Annotated in this window: 15 protein-coding genes; 5 read left to right on the forward strand and 10 right to left on the reverse strand. The window is 49.0% G+C overall.

What is annotated here, in order from left to right:
• Positions 1-4: 4 nt before the first annotated feature.
• From COW20_08615 to COW20_08625, 3 genes are all read right to left on the reverse strand, one after another.
• Entirely contained in the window at positions 5-2,161 is a 2,157-nt protein-coding gene (locus COW20_08615) for a hypothetical protein (protein PIW48651.1), read from the reverse strand.
• Positions 2,162-2,281: 120 nt separating this feature from the next.
• Positions 2,282-2,986 (reverse strand): disulfide bond formation protein DsbA, encoded by a 705-nt coding sequence (locus COW20_08620; protein ID PIW48652.1) that lies wholly within the window; start codon positions 2,984-2,986, stop codon positions 2,282-2,284.
• Positions 2,987-2,994: 8 nt separating this feature from the next.
• Complete coding sequence (locus tag COW20_08625) at positions 2,995-4,380, reverse strand: hypothetical protein (protein PIW48653.1); 1,386 nt, start codon at positions 4,378-4,380, stop codon at positions 2,995-2,997.
• 166 nt (positions 4,381-4,546) lie between these two features.
• On the opposite strand from COW20_08625, the gene COW20_08630 reads away from it, so the two are divergent.
• Together COW20_08630 and COW20_08635 are read left to right on the forward strand one after the other, a co-directional pair.
• On the forward strand, positions 4,547-5,515 hold the full coding sequence (locus COW20_08630; protein PIW48654.1) for a hypothetical protein: 969 nt from the start codon (positions 4,547-4,549) through the stop codon (positions 5,513-5,515).
• Positions 5,516-5,613: 98 nt separating this feature from the next.
• Complete coding sequence (locus COW20_08635; GenBank protein PIW48655.1) at positions 5,614-6,324, forward strand: hypothetical protein; 711 nt, start codon at positions 5,614-5,616, stop codon at positions 6,322-6,324.
• Here COW20_08635 and COW20_08640 read toward each other — a convergent pair.
• Positions 6,321-6,944: a PadR family transcriptional regulator gene (locus tag COW20_08640; GenBank protein PIW48656.1), complete on the reverse strand. Its 624-nt coding sequence runs from the start codon at positions 6,942-6,944 to the stop codon at positions 6,321-6,323. The two genes, COW20_08635 and COW20_08640, sit on opposite strands and share 4 nt — an antisense overlap.
• A 131-nt stretch (positions 6,945-7,075) precedes the next feature.
• Between COW20_08640 and COW20_08645 the strand changes: the two genes are divergently transcribed.
• The 3 genes from COW20_08645 to COW20_08655 all read left to right on the forward strand — a co-directional run bounded on the left by COW20_08645 (position 7,076) and on the right by COW20_08655 (position 9,368).
• The gene (locus COW20_08645; GenBank protein PIW48657.1) at positions 7,076-7,594 is read left to right on the forward strand and encodes a hypothetical protein; all 519 of its coding nucleotides are present in this window, start codon (positions 7,076-7,078) and stop codon (positions 7,592-7,594) included.
• A gap of 9 nt (positions 7,595-7,603) precedes the next feature.
• Positions 7,604-8,980 (forward strand): deoxyguanosinetriphosphate triphosphohydrolase, encoded by a 1,377-nt coding sequence (locus COW20_08650; GenBank protein ID PIW48658.1) that lies wholly within the window; start codon positions 7,604-7,606, stop codon positions 8,978-8,980.
• Between the two features lie 127 nt (positions 8,981-9,107).
• Positions 9,108-9,368 (forward strand): GlsB/YeaQ/YmgE family stress response membrane protein, encoded by a 261-nt coding sequence (locus COW20_08655; GenBank protein ID PIW48664.1) that lies wholly within the window; start codon positions 9,108-9,110, stop codon positions 9,366-9,368.
• A gap of 21 nt (positions 9,369-9,389) precedes the next feature.
• Here the strand turns inward: COW20_08655 and COW20_08660 are convergent, their stop codons facing one another.
• Genes COW20_08660 through COW20_08685 form a run of 6 tightly spaced genes read right to left on the reverse strand, consistent with a single transcriptional unit; the run spans position 9,390 to position 13,189 of the window.
• Positions 9,390-10,493, reverse strand: a complete 1,104-nt coding sequence (locus COW20_08660; GenBank protein PIW48665.1) for a hypothetical protein — start codon at positions 10,491-10,493, stop codon at positions 9,390-9,392.
• A 40-nt stretch (positions 10,494-10,533) separates the two neighbouring features.
• A complete protein-coding gene (queG, locus tag COW20_08665; protein ID PIW48659.1) occupies positions 10,534-11,580 on the reverse strand; it encodes a tRNA epoxyqueuosine(34) reductase QueG in 1,047 nt (348 codons plus the stop codon).
• Positions 11,562-11,924, reverse strand: a complete 363-nt coding sequence (locus tag COW20_08670; GenBank protein ID PIW48660.1) for a 50S ribosomal protein L20 — start codon at positions 11,922-11,924, stop codon at positions 11,562-11,564. Before COW20_08670 ends, queG begins: the two co-directional genes overlap by 19 nt.
• Before the next feature lie 22 nt (positions 11,925-11,946).
• Positions 11,947-12,159 (reverse strand): 50S ribosomal protein L35, encoded by a 213-nt coding sequence (rpmI, locus tag COW20_08675; protein ID PIW48661.1) that lies wholly within the window; start codon positions 12,157-12,159, stop codon positions 11,947-11,949.
• On the reverse strand, positions 12,137-12,796 hold the full coding sequence (locus tag COW20_08680) for a translation initiation factor IF-3 (protein PIW48662.1): 660 nt from the start codon (positions 12,794-12,796) through the stop codon (positions 12,137-12,139). The genes rpmI and COW20_08680 overlap by 23 nt, the downstream gene beginning before the upstream one ends.
• A gap of 54 nt (positions 12,797-12,850) precedes the next feature.
• The gene (locus COW20_08685; GenBank protein PIW48663.1) at positions 12,851-13,189 is read right to left on the reverse strand and encodes a hypothetical protein; all 339 of its coding nucleotides are present in this window, start codon (positions 13,187-13,189) and stop codon (positions 12,851-12,853) included.
• Positions 13,190-13,353 lie beyond the last annotated feature (164 nt).

Below are 13,353 nucleotides of genomic sequence, written 5' to 3' on the forward strand. Positions count from 1 at the left end.
CGTTCTAGTAAATCAGTTTGATCAAATCGCGATCAACCAAGGGAAGTGCTTCGCGAATTTTGGCATGAAACTCAGGCGGCATGTGTGGAACGGTTTCCAATTGGCGCAGAAGATCAATCAACTGGCGCATGGAACGCACCACATCCCCATCGGTCATTTCTGTAAATTTAAACAGCGAAGACCAACGGCTGCCATTGGCCCAAAGCGCCACCAAGGGCGCAAAATCAAATTCAACCGTAATCGGCAGATGAATATTTTCAACCTCTTGAATATAGCGCAGATCATCGGCGATATAGAGCAAGTCTTTAAACACTTTTTTTGCAGTGCGGGAACAGGGAGTCAAATCGTGTTTCATATAGCGCCGGGGCTCATATACCAGGGTGGAAAGAATAACCGCCAGGTCCACTGGGGTCAAAACCTCAATTTCAAGATTTTCAAGCACCAATGAGATCAAGAGATCATTCTGAGCACGGATATGGCTGGTCATTTCACCCAGGGAAGTTAACTCCCAACGTTGGCTGCTATTGGGCTTCAAACGTCCGAAATATTGCAAAACACGGGTCAGGGCATCAAATTCGCGCAGATAAATTTCCTGTTGAACTTTCATCTGCTTTTGAATTGAGCGGATTTGCGAACGCAAATGGCGGACATAGCTTTTGGTTTCGGCCGTGGGTTTGATTTGCTCCAGGGTCTGTTTCTTTTTTTCAAGTTGCAGACTGAGATTGATCGCCTCTTTATTGCTGAGATACTGACCAAAACTGCGCTGAAGAATTTTACGCACTTCTTTGCGTTCTCCATGGCGTAAGAGATTCAACACCATATTGTAAGACAGGCTGAAATGACTGTCGATCGGGTCAAAATCCCCTTCAATCAATTCACAGGCCTGATAAGGGGACTGGTGCAGACTGTTGAGAATCACACAATAGCCTTCTTTGTCTTTGCCACGTCGCCCAGCCCGACCTGTCATTTGGGTAAATTCATTGACCGTCAGACCCCGATGTCCCACATCGGTACGCTTGGAAAGACTGCTGATCACCGTAGTACGTGCAGGCATATTGATGCCTGCCGCCAGGGTTTCAGTGGCAAAAACCAGTTTAACGAGGTTGCGCTGAAAAAGCAGTTCGACCAAGTGGCGCAAAACAGGCACCAATCCGGCATGGTGTGCAGCAATGCCATAGGGAAGCGCCAAAAGCAAATTTTCAGTTGATGATCCTGTTTCTTTCAGACTGGGGTGTTCATCCAACAGTTTTTTGATTTCAATTTCAACCCATTGCTTTTCTTCAGGTGAGGTCAAAGCCATTTTTTCATCGAGACAGGTATTCAAAGCCTCATCACAATTACGGCGACTGAAAATAAAATAAATCGCTGGCAGCATCTGCTGCTTGCCCAATTCACGCCCGACCTGGGCATCTGAAATCACGGGCATCACTGCTTTTTTAATACCCTTGCGACGGTTTTTATTGATCTCTTGCTTCAATTGTTTTTGTTTGGCAGCCAAACGTTCAAGCTTGGCATTGATCTCCCCTTTGCTATTCAGCACAGGAATCAATTTATCTTCAGCATAATAAAAATGCGTCAAAGGCACCGAGCGCTCCAGGTGTTCAACCACCCGCATGGGATTGTGAATCGAAGAAATCCAATTCGATAATTCATCGGCATTGGCAATGGTCGCCGAAAGTGCAACCAGCAAAACATGCGAGGGGGCATGAATAATAATTTCTTCCCAAACCGTGCCCCGATCTACATCGTTCATATAGTGGCATTCATCAACCACGATATAGAGTACAGAATCCAGGCGCTGAGGGTTTTGATAGAGAATATTGCGAAGGATCTCGGTGGTCATCACCACTACATCAGCCCCCGGATTGATCGAGAGGTCTCCCGTCACCAGCCCAACCCGCTCTTCTGGATAGACTTCCAGCAGATCGCGGTATTTCTGATTGCTCAAGGCTTTGAGAGGCGTGGTATAAATCACCTGCAAGCGCCGATCCAGGGCATCAAATATCGCGAATTCAGCCACAATCGTCTTGCCCGAACCCGTTGGCGCTGTCACCAGCACAGAACGTCCATCCAACAAATGCTGGGCTGCTTCGATCTGAAAAGGGTCCAAATCAAAGGCGTAACTGGCTTTAAAGCGGTTGATAATATCTTTATCTGTCATGTTTATATTTCTGCTGTTTTGCTGGCGAGATTTGTTCTGTTTACAAGCGACGGCGTGCCGAAAGCAATGTCTGGCACTGTTTGCAGTTTACCCCGAAAGCAACCCGATGGGAAAGTAGCCCTAACACCAACTGGCCTGCTCACCGGATTCTGTCAGTAACTCCTGAATATTTGCTTCCAAAACGCGATAGCCCACATTGCCATACAAGATCTGACGACCCTGATTCAAAACCAATGTGGGGCTGCCCTGAACGCGCATTTCATCTTTGAGCTGCAAATCCAGAAAAAACGAAGCCAAAGATTCACCTGAATGAATCAAAGCCATAATCTTTTCACCTGAGAAACCCAAAGAATCGGCAATTTCAAGCTGGGTATCCCGCAGCGAGATATCCCGCGCATCATGAAAAAAAGCAAGGCGCAAACGCCAAATCGCCTCTTCGACAGGCGTTCGGTGCTTATAAGCCGCCTGACGCTCAGCGGAAATTTCACCCGCCTGCTCAAGCAATTGCAAGGCCTTGATAAAATTGTGAACACTGGCCGAACTGCGGGGAGCCACTTCCGCCCAGACACGTGAGTCCACATGAATATGTTCGTAACGCTGGGCAGTATTGTAGACATGGGCTCCATAGCCCTGAAAGCCGCCTCGATCAGCCCAGCCGGTCTGAATCTTGTGATGCGCTGAGGCAAACAAAGGCATGAAATGGTAGCTGATTGTAACCTGTTCGGCAAAATGATGAAGCAAAGCACGCATGCGCACTTCATGGATATAGGCCCAAATACAGAGAATGTCTGAGAAATAGGCAATCTTGACAGGCGCAGCCGTCATCTTTCAGCTCAGGGCTCGTTATCGGCTTTGAGAATCAGAAAACCATTCTGATGAGACACATGACTGAGTTTGCCCAGATAGGTATCTCCCAGATCAGGAATCGCGACGCCATTGCCGTAGGGAATACCGCCTGCCACCATTTTCTGAACCTGCTTGCCGACAAACCCCTCGGGCAAGGGGATAAAACCAAAGGCCTTGGGATTTTTAGGCGTAAACATCAAATCGCCCTTATCGGTTTTGTCAAACTGCAGATCGAGTTTGAGCGGAATAAAACCGTACATATCGCCTTTCAATTCTGCCGCTTTTTCTTTTAACTGGGTTTGAGGATGTTTCAAAGAAGAATCAGGGCCCAGTTTGCCCTCAATCATACCGGCAAAACGGGGGTCGGTTACAGCCACAAAGCCCTTGCGCAGGTTCATAATGGTTTCACCCGTTTTTTCCATTTGCAGCGGTGTATCGGGGGTTTTGTCTTCCATCCGCACTTTGCCGTCTTTGACAAAATAACCATCATAGTAAAAATGGCCGCCACTCAACTGAAGATAATTGGGCACTTTGATTTGGGCGGTTTTCTGTACCTGGCTAGCTGCTTCAGGGGTATCTGCAAAAGTCAGTTCCAGATCTCCCACATGGGTACGGGCATCCTGCAAGATCGCGCGAATGCCTGGTTTTTCAGTAATTTTGCTGATATTCACCGTCACTGAATTGCCATGGGTATAATAGCCCTTGTCAGGATCACGCAATTTGAGCAGGCTGTCGAGGCTGACACCGAAGGTCTTCATCAAGCCATTGACAGGCATTCCCACCACTTTAACCTTGCCCAGATCATACTGAAGTTCACCCGTCGTGGTGGCCTGAAAGGTGCCATTGACCTCAAAGGGCAGGCGAATGCCGAATTTACTGACTTTTCCCTCAACTTTGATGCCATTATTGGGCTGAAAAGAGACCCGCACATCTTTAACGGGAAGATCAGGGCGGGATTTCAGAAAATAGTCTGCAGTGAGTGAAACATCTACATCGGAAACCTTCAGCTGAGCGCCCTTCATGTGCAGATTGAAATCAAGTCCCTCTAAATGCAGGGGATTTTCAGGTGTACGATCAATTAAATCGAGTTGGGCATAGGGAACACGGATATTGAGATTGCCTTCCATCAGGCGATAGCTTACGTTTTGGGCTGTTATTGTCGTCGTATAGTCATTGGGAGAGCCAAAGCTCTGCTGATAGGTATCGGTTGTACTGAAGGTTTGAAAAGCGCCTCGGGCTGGGGCTGGGGCAGGCTGAGCGGGTTGTACTGTTTGGGGAGGGGCAGCCTGACCACGCGAGAAAACAGCCTTCTCATAGGGGTTATACCCCTTGATTTGAAGCCCTGTATTGTGGATGGTTTGTATACTTGGCACCGGCTCTGACCTTCTTGATGGACGTCTTAGTTTTATATATAGGCAAAATAGTGGTTAAGCTTTCGTTAACTTGTAACTGAATTGTTAATTTTTATTAAAGAACCAGATCCTTCCTCTCCATTCCTGTTGAAAATAAAAAAACAACCTTGCGCAAGGAAAGTCTGCAATGTCCAGGAAGTTCAAAAAAACGGTAGCGGTTTCTGTAAGTGAAACAAACGTATCCCAACTCCCGCCTTTCTTGCGTAAAACATTTCCCCTGCTGCATGAGCTCAAGGCCAGAGCCAATGATTTAAATCAGAAGCCTGGAGACTGTTGGCCCTCTTTAATTCTGAACGCTCAAACAAAACAGATCTATCGCCCTGATATCCGAGGCCCCTTTTCTATCTTTATGAACCGCAAGGGTATCAGCCATTGCACCCTGGAAGGCACCCGTATCACCCTGCCTGAAGATACGTTTTTGATCAGCAATACAGGCCAGTATTACAGCCTTGAAATTGATGCGCCCGAAACGGTAGAAACCTTTAATCTGCATCTTGGCAATACCTTTATGGAAGAAGTTCAGGCCAGCTTGCGTCTGTCTCACAGTCATTTATTGGATGAGCCCCAAGCACGTGTCGAAAAGCTGTTTATTTTTCCCAACCGTCTCAATCGCAAAACAAGCGCTTTTTCAGCCTGGATCGAAACAGCCCGTCAACGAGAAGGGGAAGCTCTTGAGGCGCATTTAATGCATCTGATACTCTATCTGCTTCAAGAGCAAAAGGAAATTCAAGCCGAGATCAGCCGTTTACCCGCCTTACGCAAAACAACCCGTGAAGAACTCCACAAACGCTTAAATCAAGCCAGAGATTGCCTCTATTCAGACACAAAACAAAGGCATTCGCTCGATCATCTGGCTCAAATCGCCTGTCTTTCCAAATACCATTTTTTACGCCTTTTCAGAGCAGCCTATGGGTGTACCCCCTACCAATACCAATTACAATTGCGCATTGAGAAATCAGCTCAACTTCTACGCTGTACAAAACTCAGTGTTCAAGATATCGCCTTTTCAATGGGTTTCGACGACCCTTCAAGCTTCAGCCGCTTATTCTACCGCCAATGGGGCCTTTACCCCAGCCAATATCGCAACCAATTCTAGTGCAAAAATTTCGCAATTTTTGCCATTCCTCGCCTTTCTGGCACATGTTAGGCTAAGTCCAGAAGATTAAAATCACCCCCACAAGAAAGGCTTTGCACATGTCCGCTTTATTTTTACATTTGGCTACCGGTTTATGCATTGGACTCTGTTTAAGCTTACTGGGTCTCATTCTCTGGGCGCTTCAAGAAAGCTCTCTTTCCACAAAAGCCAGAATCTGGACAGCCCTCGGGCTCAGTACATGGCTTTGCTTCACAGCGCTCCTGGCCTGGGGGGGCTTTTTTCAAGACTTTTCAAATACCCCACCTCGCATTTTTAGCGTGGTGATGCCCGCCCTGATCGCCAGCTTGATTCTGGCTTTTCACCCCAAGCTAGAACCTCTCTTGCTCAAAATTCCCGGTCAGTGGTTGATAGGATTTCAAACCTTTCGCATCGGCGTAGAAATTTTTCTCTGGTGCTTGTTTTTAGCTGGGATCTGCCCACAACAAATGACCTTCGAAGGGCGCAATTGGGACATTCTCACAGGTTTAACAGCTCCCTTGCTCGTTTGGCTGTGGTCCAAAAAACCAGATTTAGAAACGCAACTTCTCTTGGTCTGGAATCTGGGCGGTATCGGGCTCTTGCTCAATATTGTGATCGTCTCAGTGCTTTCAATGCCCACTGCTTTTCAGGTCTTCACCAACCCACCCGCCAATACATTTGTCGCCAGTTTCCCCTTTATCTGGCTCCCCTGTTTTTTGGTGCCCCTGGCCTTATGGGGTCATTTGGTTTCCTTGCGTCAGTGGGTATTAAAAACCAAGCAGGCCCCTTAGTCTGCTTTTGAAGCGTGCTTGTTCAACCAAGCCAAAACCTGCTCACACCATTCCAAGGAGGCAAGCTCATAGCTCAGGCCCCGCTTGAGCGACCAATACTGCAGACCTGCAGCAAAAGAAAGCTCGCCTTGAAAATATTCATTTTCCAAGCTTTGGTAAGCGGCCAGTTTTTCACGGTGCAGCTCGAGATGGGTTTCAAGCTGTGAAACCAAGACTTCGGGCGAAGTCAAAGTGCCCGCAAAGAGTTTGATCAAAAGGGTTTCACGAATCGGCGTCACACGGGCAGGCTCTTCCAACCAGTTTTTCAATTCGTCCTGCCCGGCGAGAGTCAGGGCATAGCGCTTTTTATCAGGCTTGCCCTTTTGCGGCACGACCGCAAACGAAACCCATCCCTGGGCCTCCATTTTGGAGAGTTCACGGTAAATTTGCTGGTGGCTGGCTTGCCAAAAATGGCCAATACTTTGGCTGAAATTTTGGGCCAAATCATAACCCGTAGCCTCTTTTTGAGTCAGTATCGCCAGAATCGCGTGGGGCAGGGACATCTCAACGGCTTCTCCTCGTCGGATCTTCACGAAAATCAAGCTTGCAGATAAATTATATGAAAATAATTGCATAATCATTATACTACGCAATCAGCAAGAAACCATCGGCCAGTAGGTCACGCTGCCGAAAGCAGGTCGCAGGTCACAGGAGAAAGAAGTGCGCAATTGTATACTGGAAGCATCAGCTCTACCATAAGGAATATCTGAATATGCACAGTTTGCTGCTCTCTACTCTCTTGCTGCTGCTCGCAAGCACCCCGGCCTTGGCGGGCCCCTGTGAAAAAATGAAGCTGGATCTCGACAAAGGCACCCTCAACGGCATCAGTGTCAAGGCGACACTGGCAACCGTCAGAAAAGCCTTTCCCTGCCCGGCCAAAGAAAGCAAATACGAAAACACGGTCAGCCTGTATTTTGAAGCCGCGGGCTTCTTTTTTACGCCGGGTCAGAGTATTACCGTCTCCAGCATGTTGGAGCCCGGCTTCAATGGCAGTCTCTCCAAAGATCTGCTGGGGGCCAGCGCAGATCAGGTCGAAGAGGCCCTGGGGGCATCCCAATACCAGGCCCGTGAAGTTGCGGATGAAAGTTTGGGCTACTATTTTTACTACGCCTTTTATACCCGCCCCTGGGGCACCCTGATCCTCAAATATGATTACTATACCCCCAGTCATGTCGAGGAAATCACCCTCAGCACAGAGAGCCTCGCCAGTCTGAAAAAGAAATACCCCTAGAGAGCCAGCATGCCAAGATACGATCGCCGCCATCCTGAAGACCTTCAACGTTCGGATCCTGATCGCGATTACCGCGAACCCTCACAAAAAGACAGAGACAGAATCCTGTTCTGCTCTGCCTTTCGCCGCCTGGCGGGGGTCACCCAGGTCGTCTCTGTACAAGAGGGGCATATTTTTCACAACCGCCTGACCCACAGTTTAAAAGTGGCCCAAATCGCACGCGCCCTGGCGCTGAAACTGATGCAAACCGATCAGGAAACCCTCAGCAAATTGGGTGGTCTCGACCCCAATGTAGCAGAAACCGCCGCCCTGGCACATGATTTGGGACATCCTCCCTTTGGACATATTGCCGAACGCAAACTCAACCAATTGGCCCAAGGTGTGGGGCTCAAAGATGGTTTTGAAGGCAATGCCCAATCCTTTCGAATTGTCACCAAACTGGCGATTCGCAAAGAACATTTCTGTGGTTTAAATCTCAGCCGGGCCAGTCTCAACGCCATTCTCAAATATCCCTGGCTTTACGGGCAGATTGGCCTGCGCTCCACAAAAAAATGGGGAGCCTATTTTACCGAACAGATCGATTTTGACTTTGCTCGCCAGGGCTTTGAAAACAGCCCAGCCAAGTCATTGGAAGCAGAACTGATGGACTGGGCTGATGATATCGCCTATTCTATTCACGATGTGGAGGATTTCTACCGGGCCAACCTGATTCCCCTGGATCGGCTGGTCGGTTCGCTGCGCAAAGGCAAAAACAATCGCTGGGAAGTCTTGCGAGGCTCCGAAACCGATCTGCTTTTGCAGGCCATTTTCAAACGCTGGGACAACGAGGGCATGCAGGCCGAATTCAGCAGTGAAGAAAGTCGGGAAAACCTGAAACAGTCCTTTGTGCATATTATTTCGCAACTCTCAGGCATTCAGCAGCCCTATGAGGGTTCACATGCCCAGAAAGCCCTCTTGCGCCATTTTACCTCGTTACACGTCAGCCGCTATATCAACGCCATCAAAATCTGCGACCCAGAGCAAAACGCAGGCAATCTGATTCAGATTTCGGAAGATGCCCTGCACGAGGTGAAAATGCTCAAGGAACTGACCTGGCACTATGTCATGCGCAGACCCGCTCTGACCGCGCAGAAAAAAGGACAGGTACATATCATCGAAACTCTCTTCAATGTCTTTCACGAAGCAGCGGGTTCCAACCGCCGGGGGGACTGGGATATTTTTCCTTTCGCCTATCGGGAACGCCTTGAAAATACAGAAGACAGCGACGAACGTACCCGGATTGTGATTGATTTAATCGCCAGCATGGCAGAGGCCCAGGCTGTGCAAATGTATCAGCGTCTGACAGGCACTTCCCCCGGCTCGATGCTGATGCAGATTGTCTATTAAAGCCTTCCCCTTGCTATAATAGGCGGAAACACCATCCTCGTAAGGAGATCTCTCAGTGCAGGTTTTGATTCTCTTGATAGCTGTCTTGGCCATGGGGCTGATCACCTTGATGGTGGTGGGCCTGACCCTGAAACTGCTGGGAACCCTGTTGATTGGTTTAATCGTCGGCGCTTTGGCACGCTTCTTGATGCCTGCAGGCTCCATGAGACTGGGCAAAACCATGCTGGTAGGCATTGGCGGTTCCCTATTCGCAACAGTTTTGGGAAAAATGCTGAATATTTATCAGCCTGGGCAGGGTGCTGGTTTTCTCGGTTCTCTGGTCGGAGCCGTTTTGATTCTGGCCCTCTACCGCCATTTTTTCAAACAGCCCCAGCTCCCCCGAAACTGATTTTAACGAAGCTTAAACACTTTATTTTGCCATTTGCGGCCTGAGTACCCGCAGAGCATGGTTGCTGTAGTCTGCCACATAAAGCTGCCCCTCTTGGCCAACGACCAGATCAAAGGGATAACTGAAAGCAGCATTTTCGCCCACCCCATTGGTCAGACCGGGTTTGCCATTGCCCCCCAAAGAACGCACGTCTTTTTCAGGCGTAATCACGCGAATGCGGTGGTTGAGACGATCGGCCACGTAGAGATTGCCCTGCTTATCAAAATCAAGTCCTGCTGGCGTGCGAAACTCGGCTTTGCTGGCAATATCATCACGCGAACCGGGCAAACCACTGCCCGCATAGGTCGTAACCTCTCCCTGAAGAGTCACACGGCGAATGAGATTGTTTTGAGAGTCTGAAACATAAAGTGCCTGATCTGGGCCCATGACAATTCCCATCGGTTCATTGAAGGCTGCTTTTTTGCCTGTCCCATCTTCAGACCCTGCTTCACCATTGCCTGCCAGGGTTTTGACTTCTCCCTGCGGACTGAGGCGACGAATGGCATGGTTGTATCGATCGGCGATATACAGATTGCCCGCTGAATCCGCAGCCAGATCCGCAGGCCAATTAAATTCGGCCTGAAGAGTCATTCCCTCCTGATACCCATCCGAACCGGTTCCCGCCAGTGTCGAAAGCTGGCCATCAGGAGAAAGCTTCCGTATGCTGTGGTTTTGAGCATCAGCAATGACCACAGCCCCATCTGCCAAAGCCAGCAGTGCAATCGGCTGATTCAAACGCCCGGTGGCAGCATCTCCATCGCGATTGCCCCGCTCACCGGCTCCCCAGTAGGTGGAGACCCCTCCTTCGGGGCTAATTTTGCGAATGCGGTGATTGTAGCGATCCAGGGCCAGTAAATTGCCATCCGGCAAAAGCGCAAGTGAAGACGGATTGTAAAAACGAGCAGCATCGCCCTGTCCATCCAAATAGCCATACTGACCATTTCCAGCCAAAAGACCCGTCATCAAACTGAGCGGTTCAGCTCCCCCCAGCACAGGCTTGGGATCTGACTGAACAGGCGTTTGACAAGCAAAAGTAGAAAAGAGAAGAACCACCCAGGCTGCTTTTAATAGAAAATGAAAATTCATTTATTCCTCCTGTACTCCTGACTCAATAAGTTTTTGAGATTCAATTTTGTAAGCGCTCCAAAGCCCAGTTGAAATGACTGACCAACATCGGATCTTGGCCATGCCGTTCGAGACCAGTTTTTAAAACAGGGATGAGCGCCGTTTGACCACTGTTGCCAGCAACCACCGCCAAATTGCGAATAAAGCCACGGTATTTGGGGCGCTTGATCGGGCTGCGGGGCGCAATCTCCAATTCAAACTCACGCGGGCTCAACAATAAAAGTTCCGCCAGACTTTTTTCAGACGTCCAGGGGCGGGCCGAGAAAGCCTGATGGGGAGTTGGCTGCGCAAAGCGCTGATTCCAGGGACAGACTTCCTGGCAGAGATCGCAGCCAAAAACATGTCCGCCGATCCCTTCCCGCAATTCAAGCGGAATCTCTTCACGGGTTTCAATCGTCAGATAGGCAATACATCGCCGGGCATCCAGGGTATGGGGAGCCAGCAGAGCTTCTGTGGGACAAATATCCAAACAACGGGTACAGGAACCACAATGCAAAGTTTCAAAGGGGGCACTGAAAGGCAGGGGCAGATTGGTCAATAAAGCGCCCAATAAAAACCAGGAGCCCTGGCCTGGGGCAATCAAACAGGTGTTTTTTCCAAACCAGCCCAAACCCGCTCTAACTGCCAGTTCACGCTCTAAAAGAGGGCCCGAGTCCACAAAGGCACGGGCTTCAAGCGCTGGATAATGGGTGCGCAAGGCCTCGGCAAAACGCTCAAGCATGGCTTTCATCAGGCCGTGGTAATCATCCCCACGCGCATAGCGGGCCACTTGAAAATCTGAGTTAGGCTCTGCTTCGCTGTAGTAATTGCAGGCCACCACAACCACTGAACGCACCTCCGGCAACAGGCTTTTTAAATCAGCTTTGAGCGGAGCATGACGCTCCAGATAATGCATTTCACCCGCATAACCCGAAGCCAGCCACTCGGCGTAAAAATCCAAATGGGGCACAGGTTCAGGGCTACAAACGCCAACAAGGTCGAAGCCAATAGCTTTGGCTTCGACCTGAATCGGGTCTTTTAAAAAAGGCTCTATGCGGCGCTGCTGGATTGAGCTTTCACCTTATCCACCAGGGTTTTAAAAGCCTGGGGATCATGAATTGCCATTTCAGACAACATTTTGCGATTGAGTGCAATACCCGCTTTTTGCAAGCCGTTGATAAACGCGTTATAGCGGATACCTTCAGCACGCACAGCTGCGTTAATACGCGCAATCCAAAGCCGACGGAAATCACGCTTCTTGGTACGACGGTGCATCGTCGCATATTTCATTGCCTTGAGAACGGATTCCTTGGCGGGACGGAACAGAGTATGCAGACTTCCGCGGTGGCCTTTGGCCAACTTGAGAATTTTCTTGTGACGTCTGCGGGTCACAATACCACCTTTAACACGCATGGTTCAATAACTCCTTATAAATTCAGCGCAAATACTTGGGATAGGGCAAAGCCAGTGTGGCGCGTTCCATATCCGTGCTGTCAACAGGGGCGTAGGCTGACAGTCCGCGCTTACGCTTTGAGCTCTTCTTGGTGAGAATATGAGCTTTAAAGGCTTTGCGGCGCATCAGCTTGCCAGAAGCGGTAAGACGGAAACGCTTGGCTGCTGCGCGCTTAGTCTTCATCTTTACTTTCATTGACCTTTTTCTCCTTCTTAATGACGTCCTTCTTCGGGTTCAGGATCATAATGATACGCTGACCCTCCAGTTTGGGTTCCCGCTCAAAGGCAGACAGATTTTCGGTATCTGTTGCAAAACGAAGCAGCAACTGGATAGCCAGATCAGCGTGCTGTGCCTCACGCCCACGAAGACGCACTGTCATTTTGACCTTGTGGCCACCTTCAAGAAACTGAGTCAATCGCTTGAGTCGAACCTGATAATCGTGTTCACCGATCTTATAACTCAGGGTAATCTCTTTTAAAGCTGCCGAGTGTTGTTTCTTACGGGCATCTTTCGAACGTTTGTCCATCTCATAGCGGTGTCGACCGTAGTCCAGCAGTTTACATACTGGTGGACTGGAGGCATTGGTAACCATGACCAAGTCGAATCCGTTATCGCGGGCTTGCCGAAGTGCTTCACTGGTGGGCATTACACCCAGGACTTCACCTGTTTCTGAGATCAGACGTACTTCTTTGGCGTAAATCTGCTCATTTACAGGCAAACCTTTATTGCTATTGGGGCTGCTGTTGTTTTTCGTTATGGCCGTAGTTATCCTGCCTTTCAAGAATGTGGATCCAAATTTGGATAAGATGTCATTTTCATCAATAACTTTCATTGTGCCACAGCACGGCACAGATCGGAATGCATTGTAGCATACAAGCCCATATGATCAGAAAGGCATTATAAGATTTGAACCTGTTTTTTCTGCAGAACTGACCAGATCATGCAAAGAAACCTCAAAACGCAATTGCTGAAGATGATGAAACAATTTGGGCTGGGGCGCAATAAAATGCCATACAGCGCCTTGCTCCTGCAAAGGGCGGAAAACCTTCAAGAGGCTCTCATCAAAACGCAGGCAAGACGAAAAATCAACACTGAAGTTTCGCCAACCGGCCTGCAAAAGTGCGAGACATTCATGCAGAAAAATATCCACATCATGCTGATCAATACCGCCGTGCAATTCCAAGTGAACCTGACCTGGAGAACTTTGACGAATCACCAAATGCATATTATTATTCCTCCCGCCACAGATTGGCCTGATCTTAGCATAAAGCGCGGGATTTACTCAAATTTTATTCGCCCTGGGGCAGTGCTTCAGAATGAAAGACTGAATTTTTGAGTTCAGTTGAGAAAAGCAAGAACAGAGGCATAGAGCAGGGTCTGTACAGGAAA

It is taken from the genome of bacterium (Candidatus Blackallbacteria) CG13_big_fil_rev_8_21_14_2_50_49_14 (assembly GCA_002783405.1).
Classification (GTDB): domain Bacteria; phylum Cyanobacteriota; class Sericytochromatia; order UBA7694; family UBA7694.

Coding starts and splice junctions, on each gene's coding strand:
- COW20_08660 (PIW48665.1), bottom strand. CDS start 10,493: ATGAATTTTCATTTTCTATTAAAAGCAGCCTGGGTGGTTCTTCTCTTT.
- COW20_08670 (PIW48660.1), bottom strand. CDS start 11,924: ATGCGTGTTAAAGGTGGTATTGTGACCCGCAGACGTCACAAGAAAATT.
- COW20_08680 (PIW48662.1), bottom strand. CDS start 12,796: ATGAAAGTTATTGATGAAAATGACATCTTATCCAAATTTGGATCCACA.
- COW20_08635 (PIW48655.1), top strand. CDS start 5,614: ATGTCCGCTTTATTTTTACATTTGGCTACCGGTTTATGCATTGGACTC.
- COW20_08650 (PIW48658.1), top strand. CDS start 7,604: ATGCCAAGATACGATCGCCGCCATCCTGAAGACCTTCAACGTTCGGAT.
- rpmI (PIW48661.1), bottom strand. CDS start 12,159: ATGAAAGTAAAGATGAAGACTAAGCGCGCAGCAGCCAAGCGTTTCCGT.
- COW20_08685 (PIW48663.1), bottom strand. CDS start 13,189: ATGCATTTGGTGATTCGTCAAAGTTCTCCAGGTCAGGTTCACTTGGAA.
- COW20_08630 (PIW48654.1), top strand. CDS start 4,547: ATGTCCAGGAAGTTCAAAAAAACGGTAGCGGTTTCTGTAAGTGAAACA.
- COW20_08640 (PIW48656.1), bottom strand. CDS start 6,944: ATGATTATGCAATTATTTTCATATAATTTATCTGCAAGCTTGATTTTC.
- COW20_08615 (PIW48651.1), bottom strand. CDS start 2,161: ATGACAGATAAAGATATTATCAACCGCTTTAAAGCCAGTTACGCCTTT.
- COW20_08620 (PIW48652.1), bottom strand. CDS start 2,986: ATGACGGCTGCGCCTGTCAAGATTGCCTATTTCTCAGACATTCTCTGT.
- COW20_08645 (PIW48657.1), top strand. CDS start 7,076: ATGCACAGTTTGCTGCTCTCTACTCTCTTGCTGCTGCTCGCAAGCACC.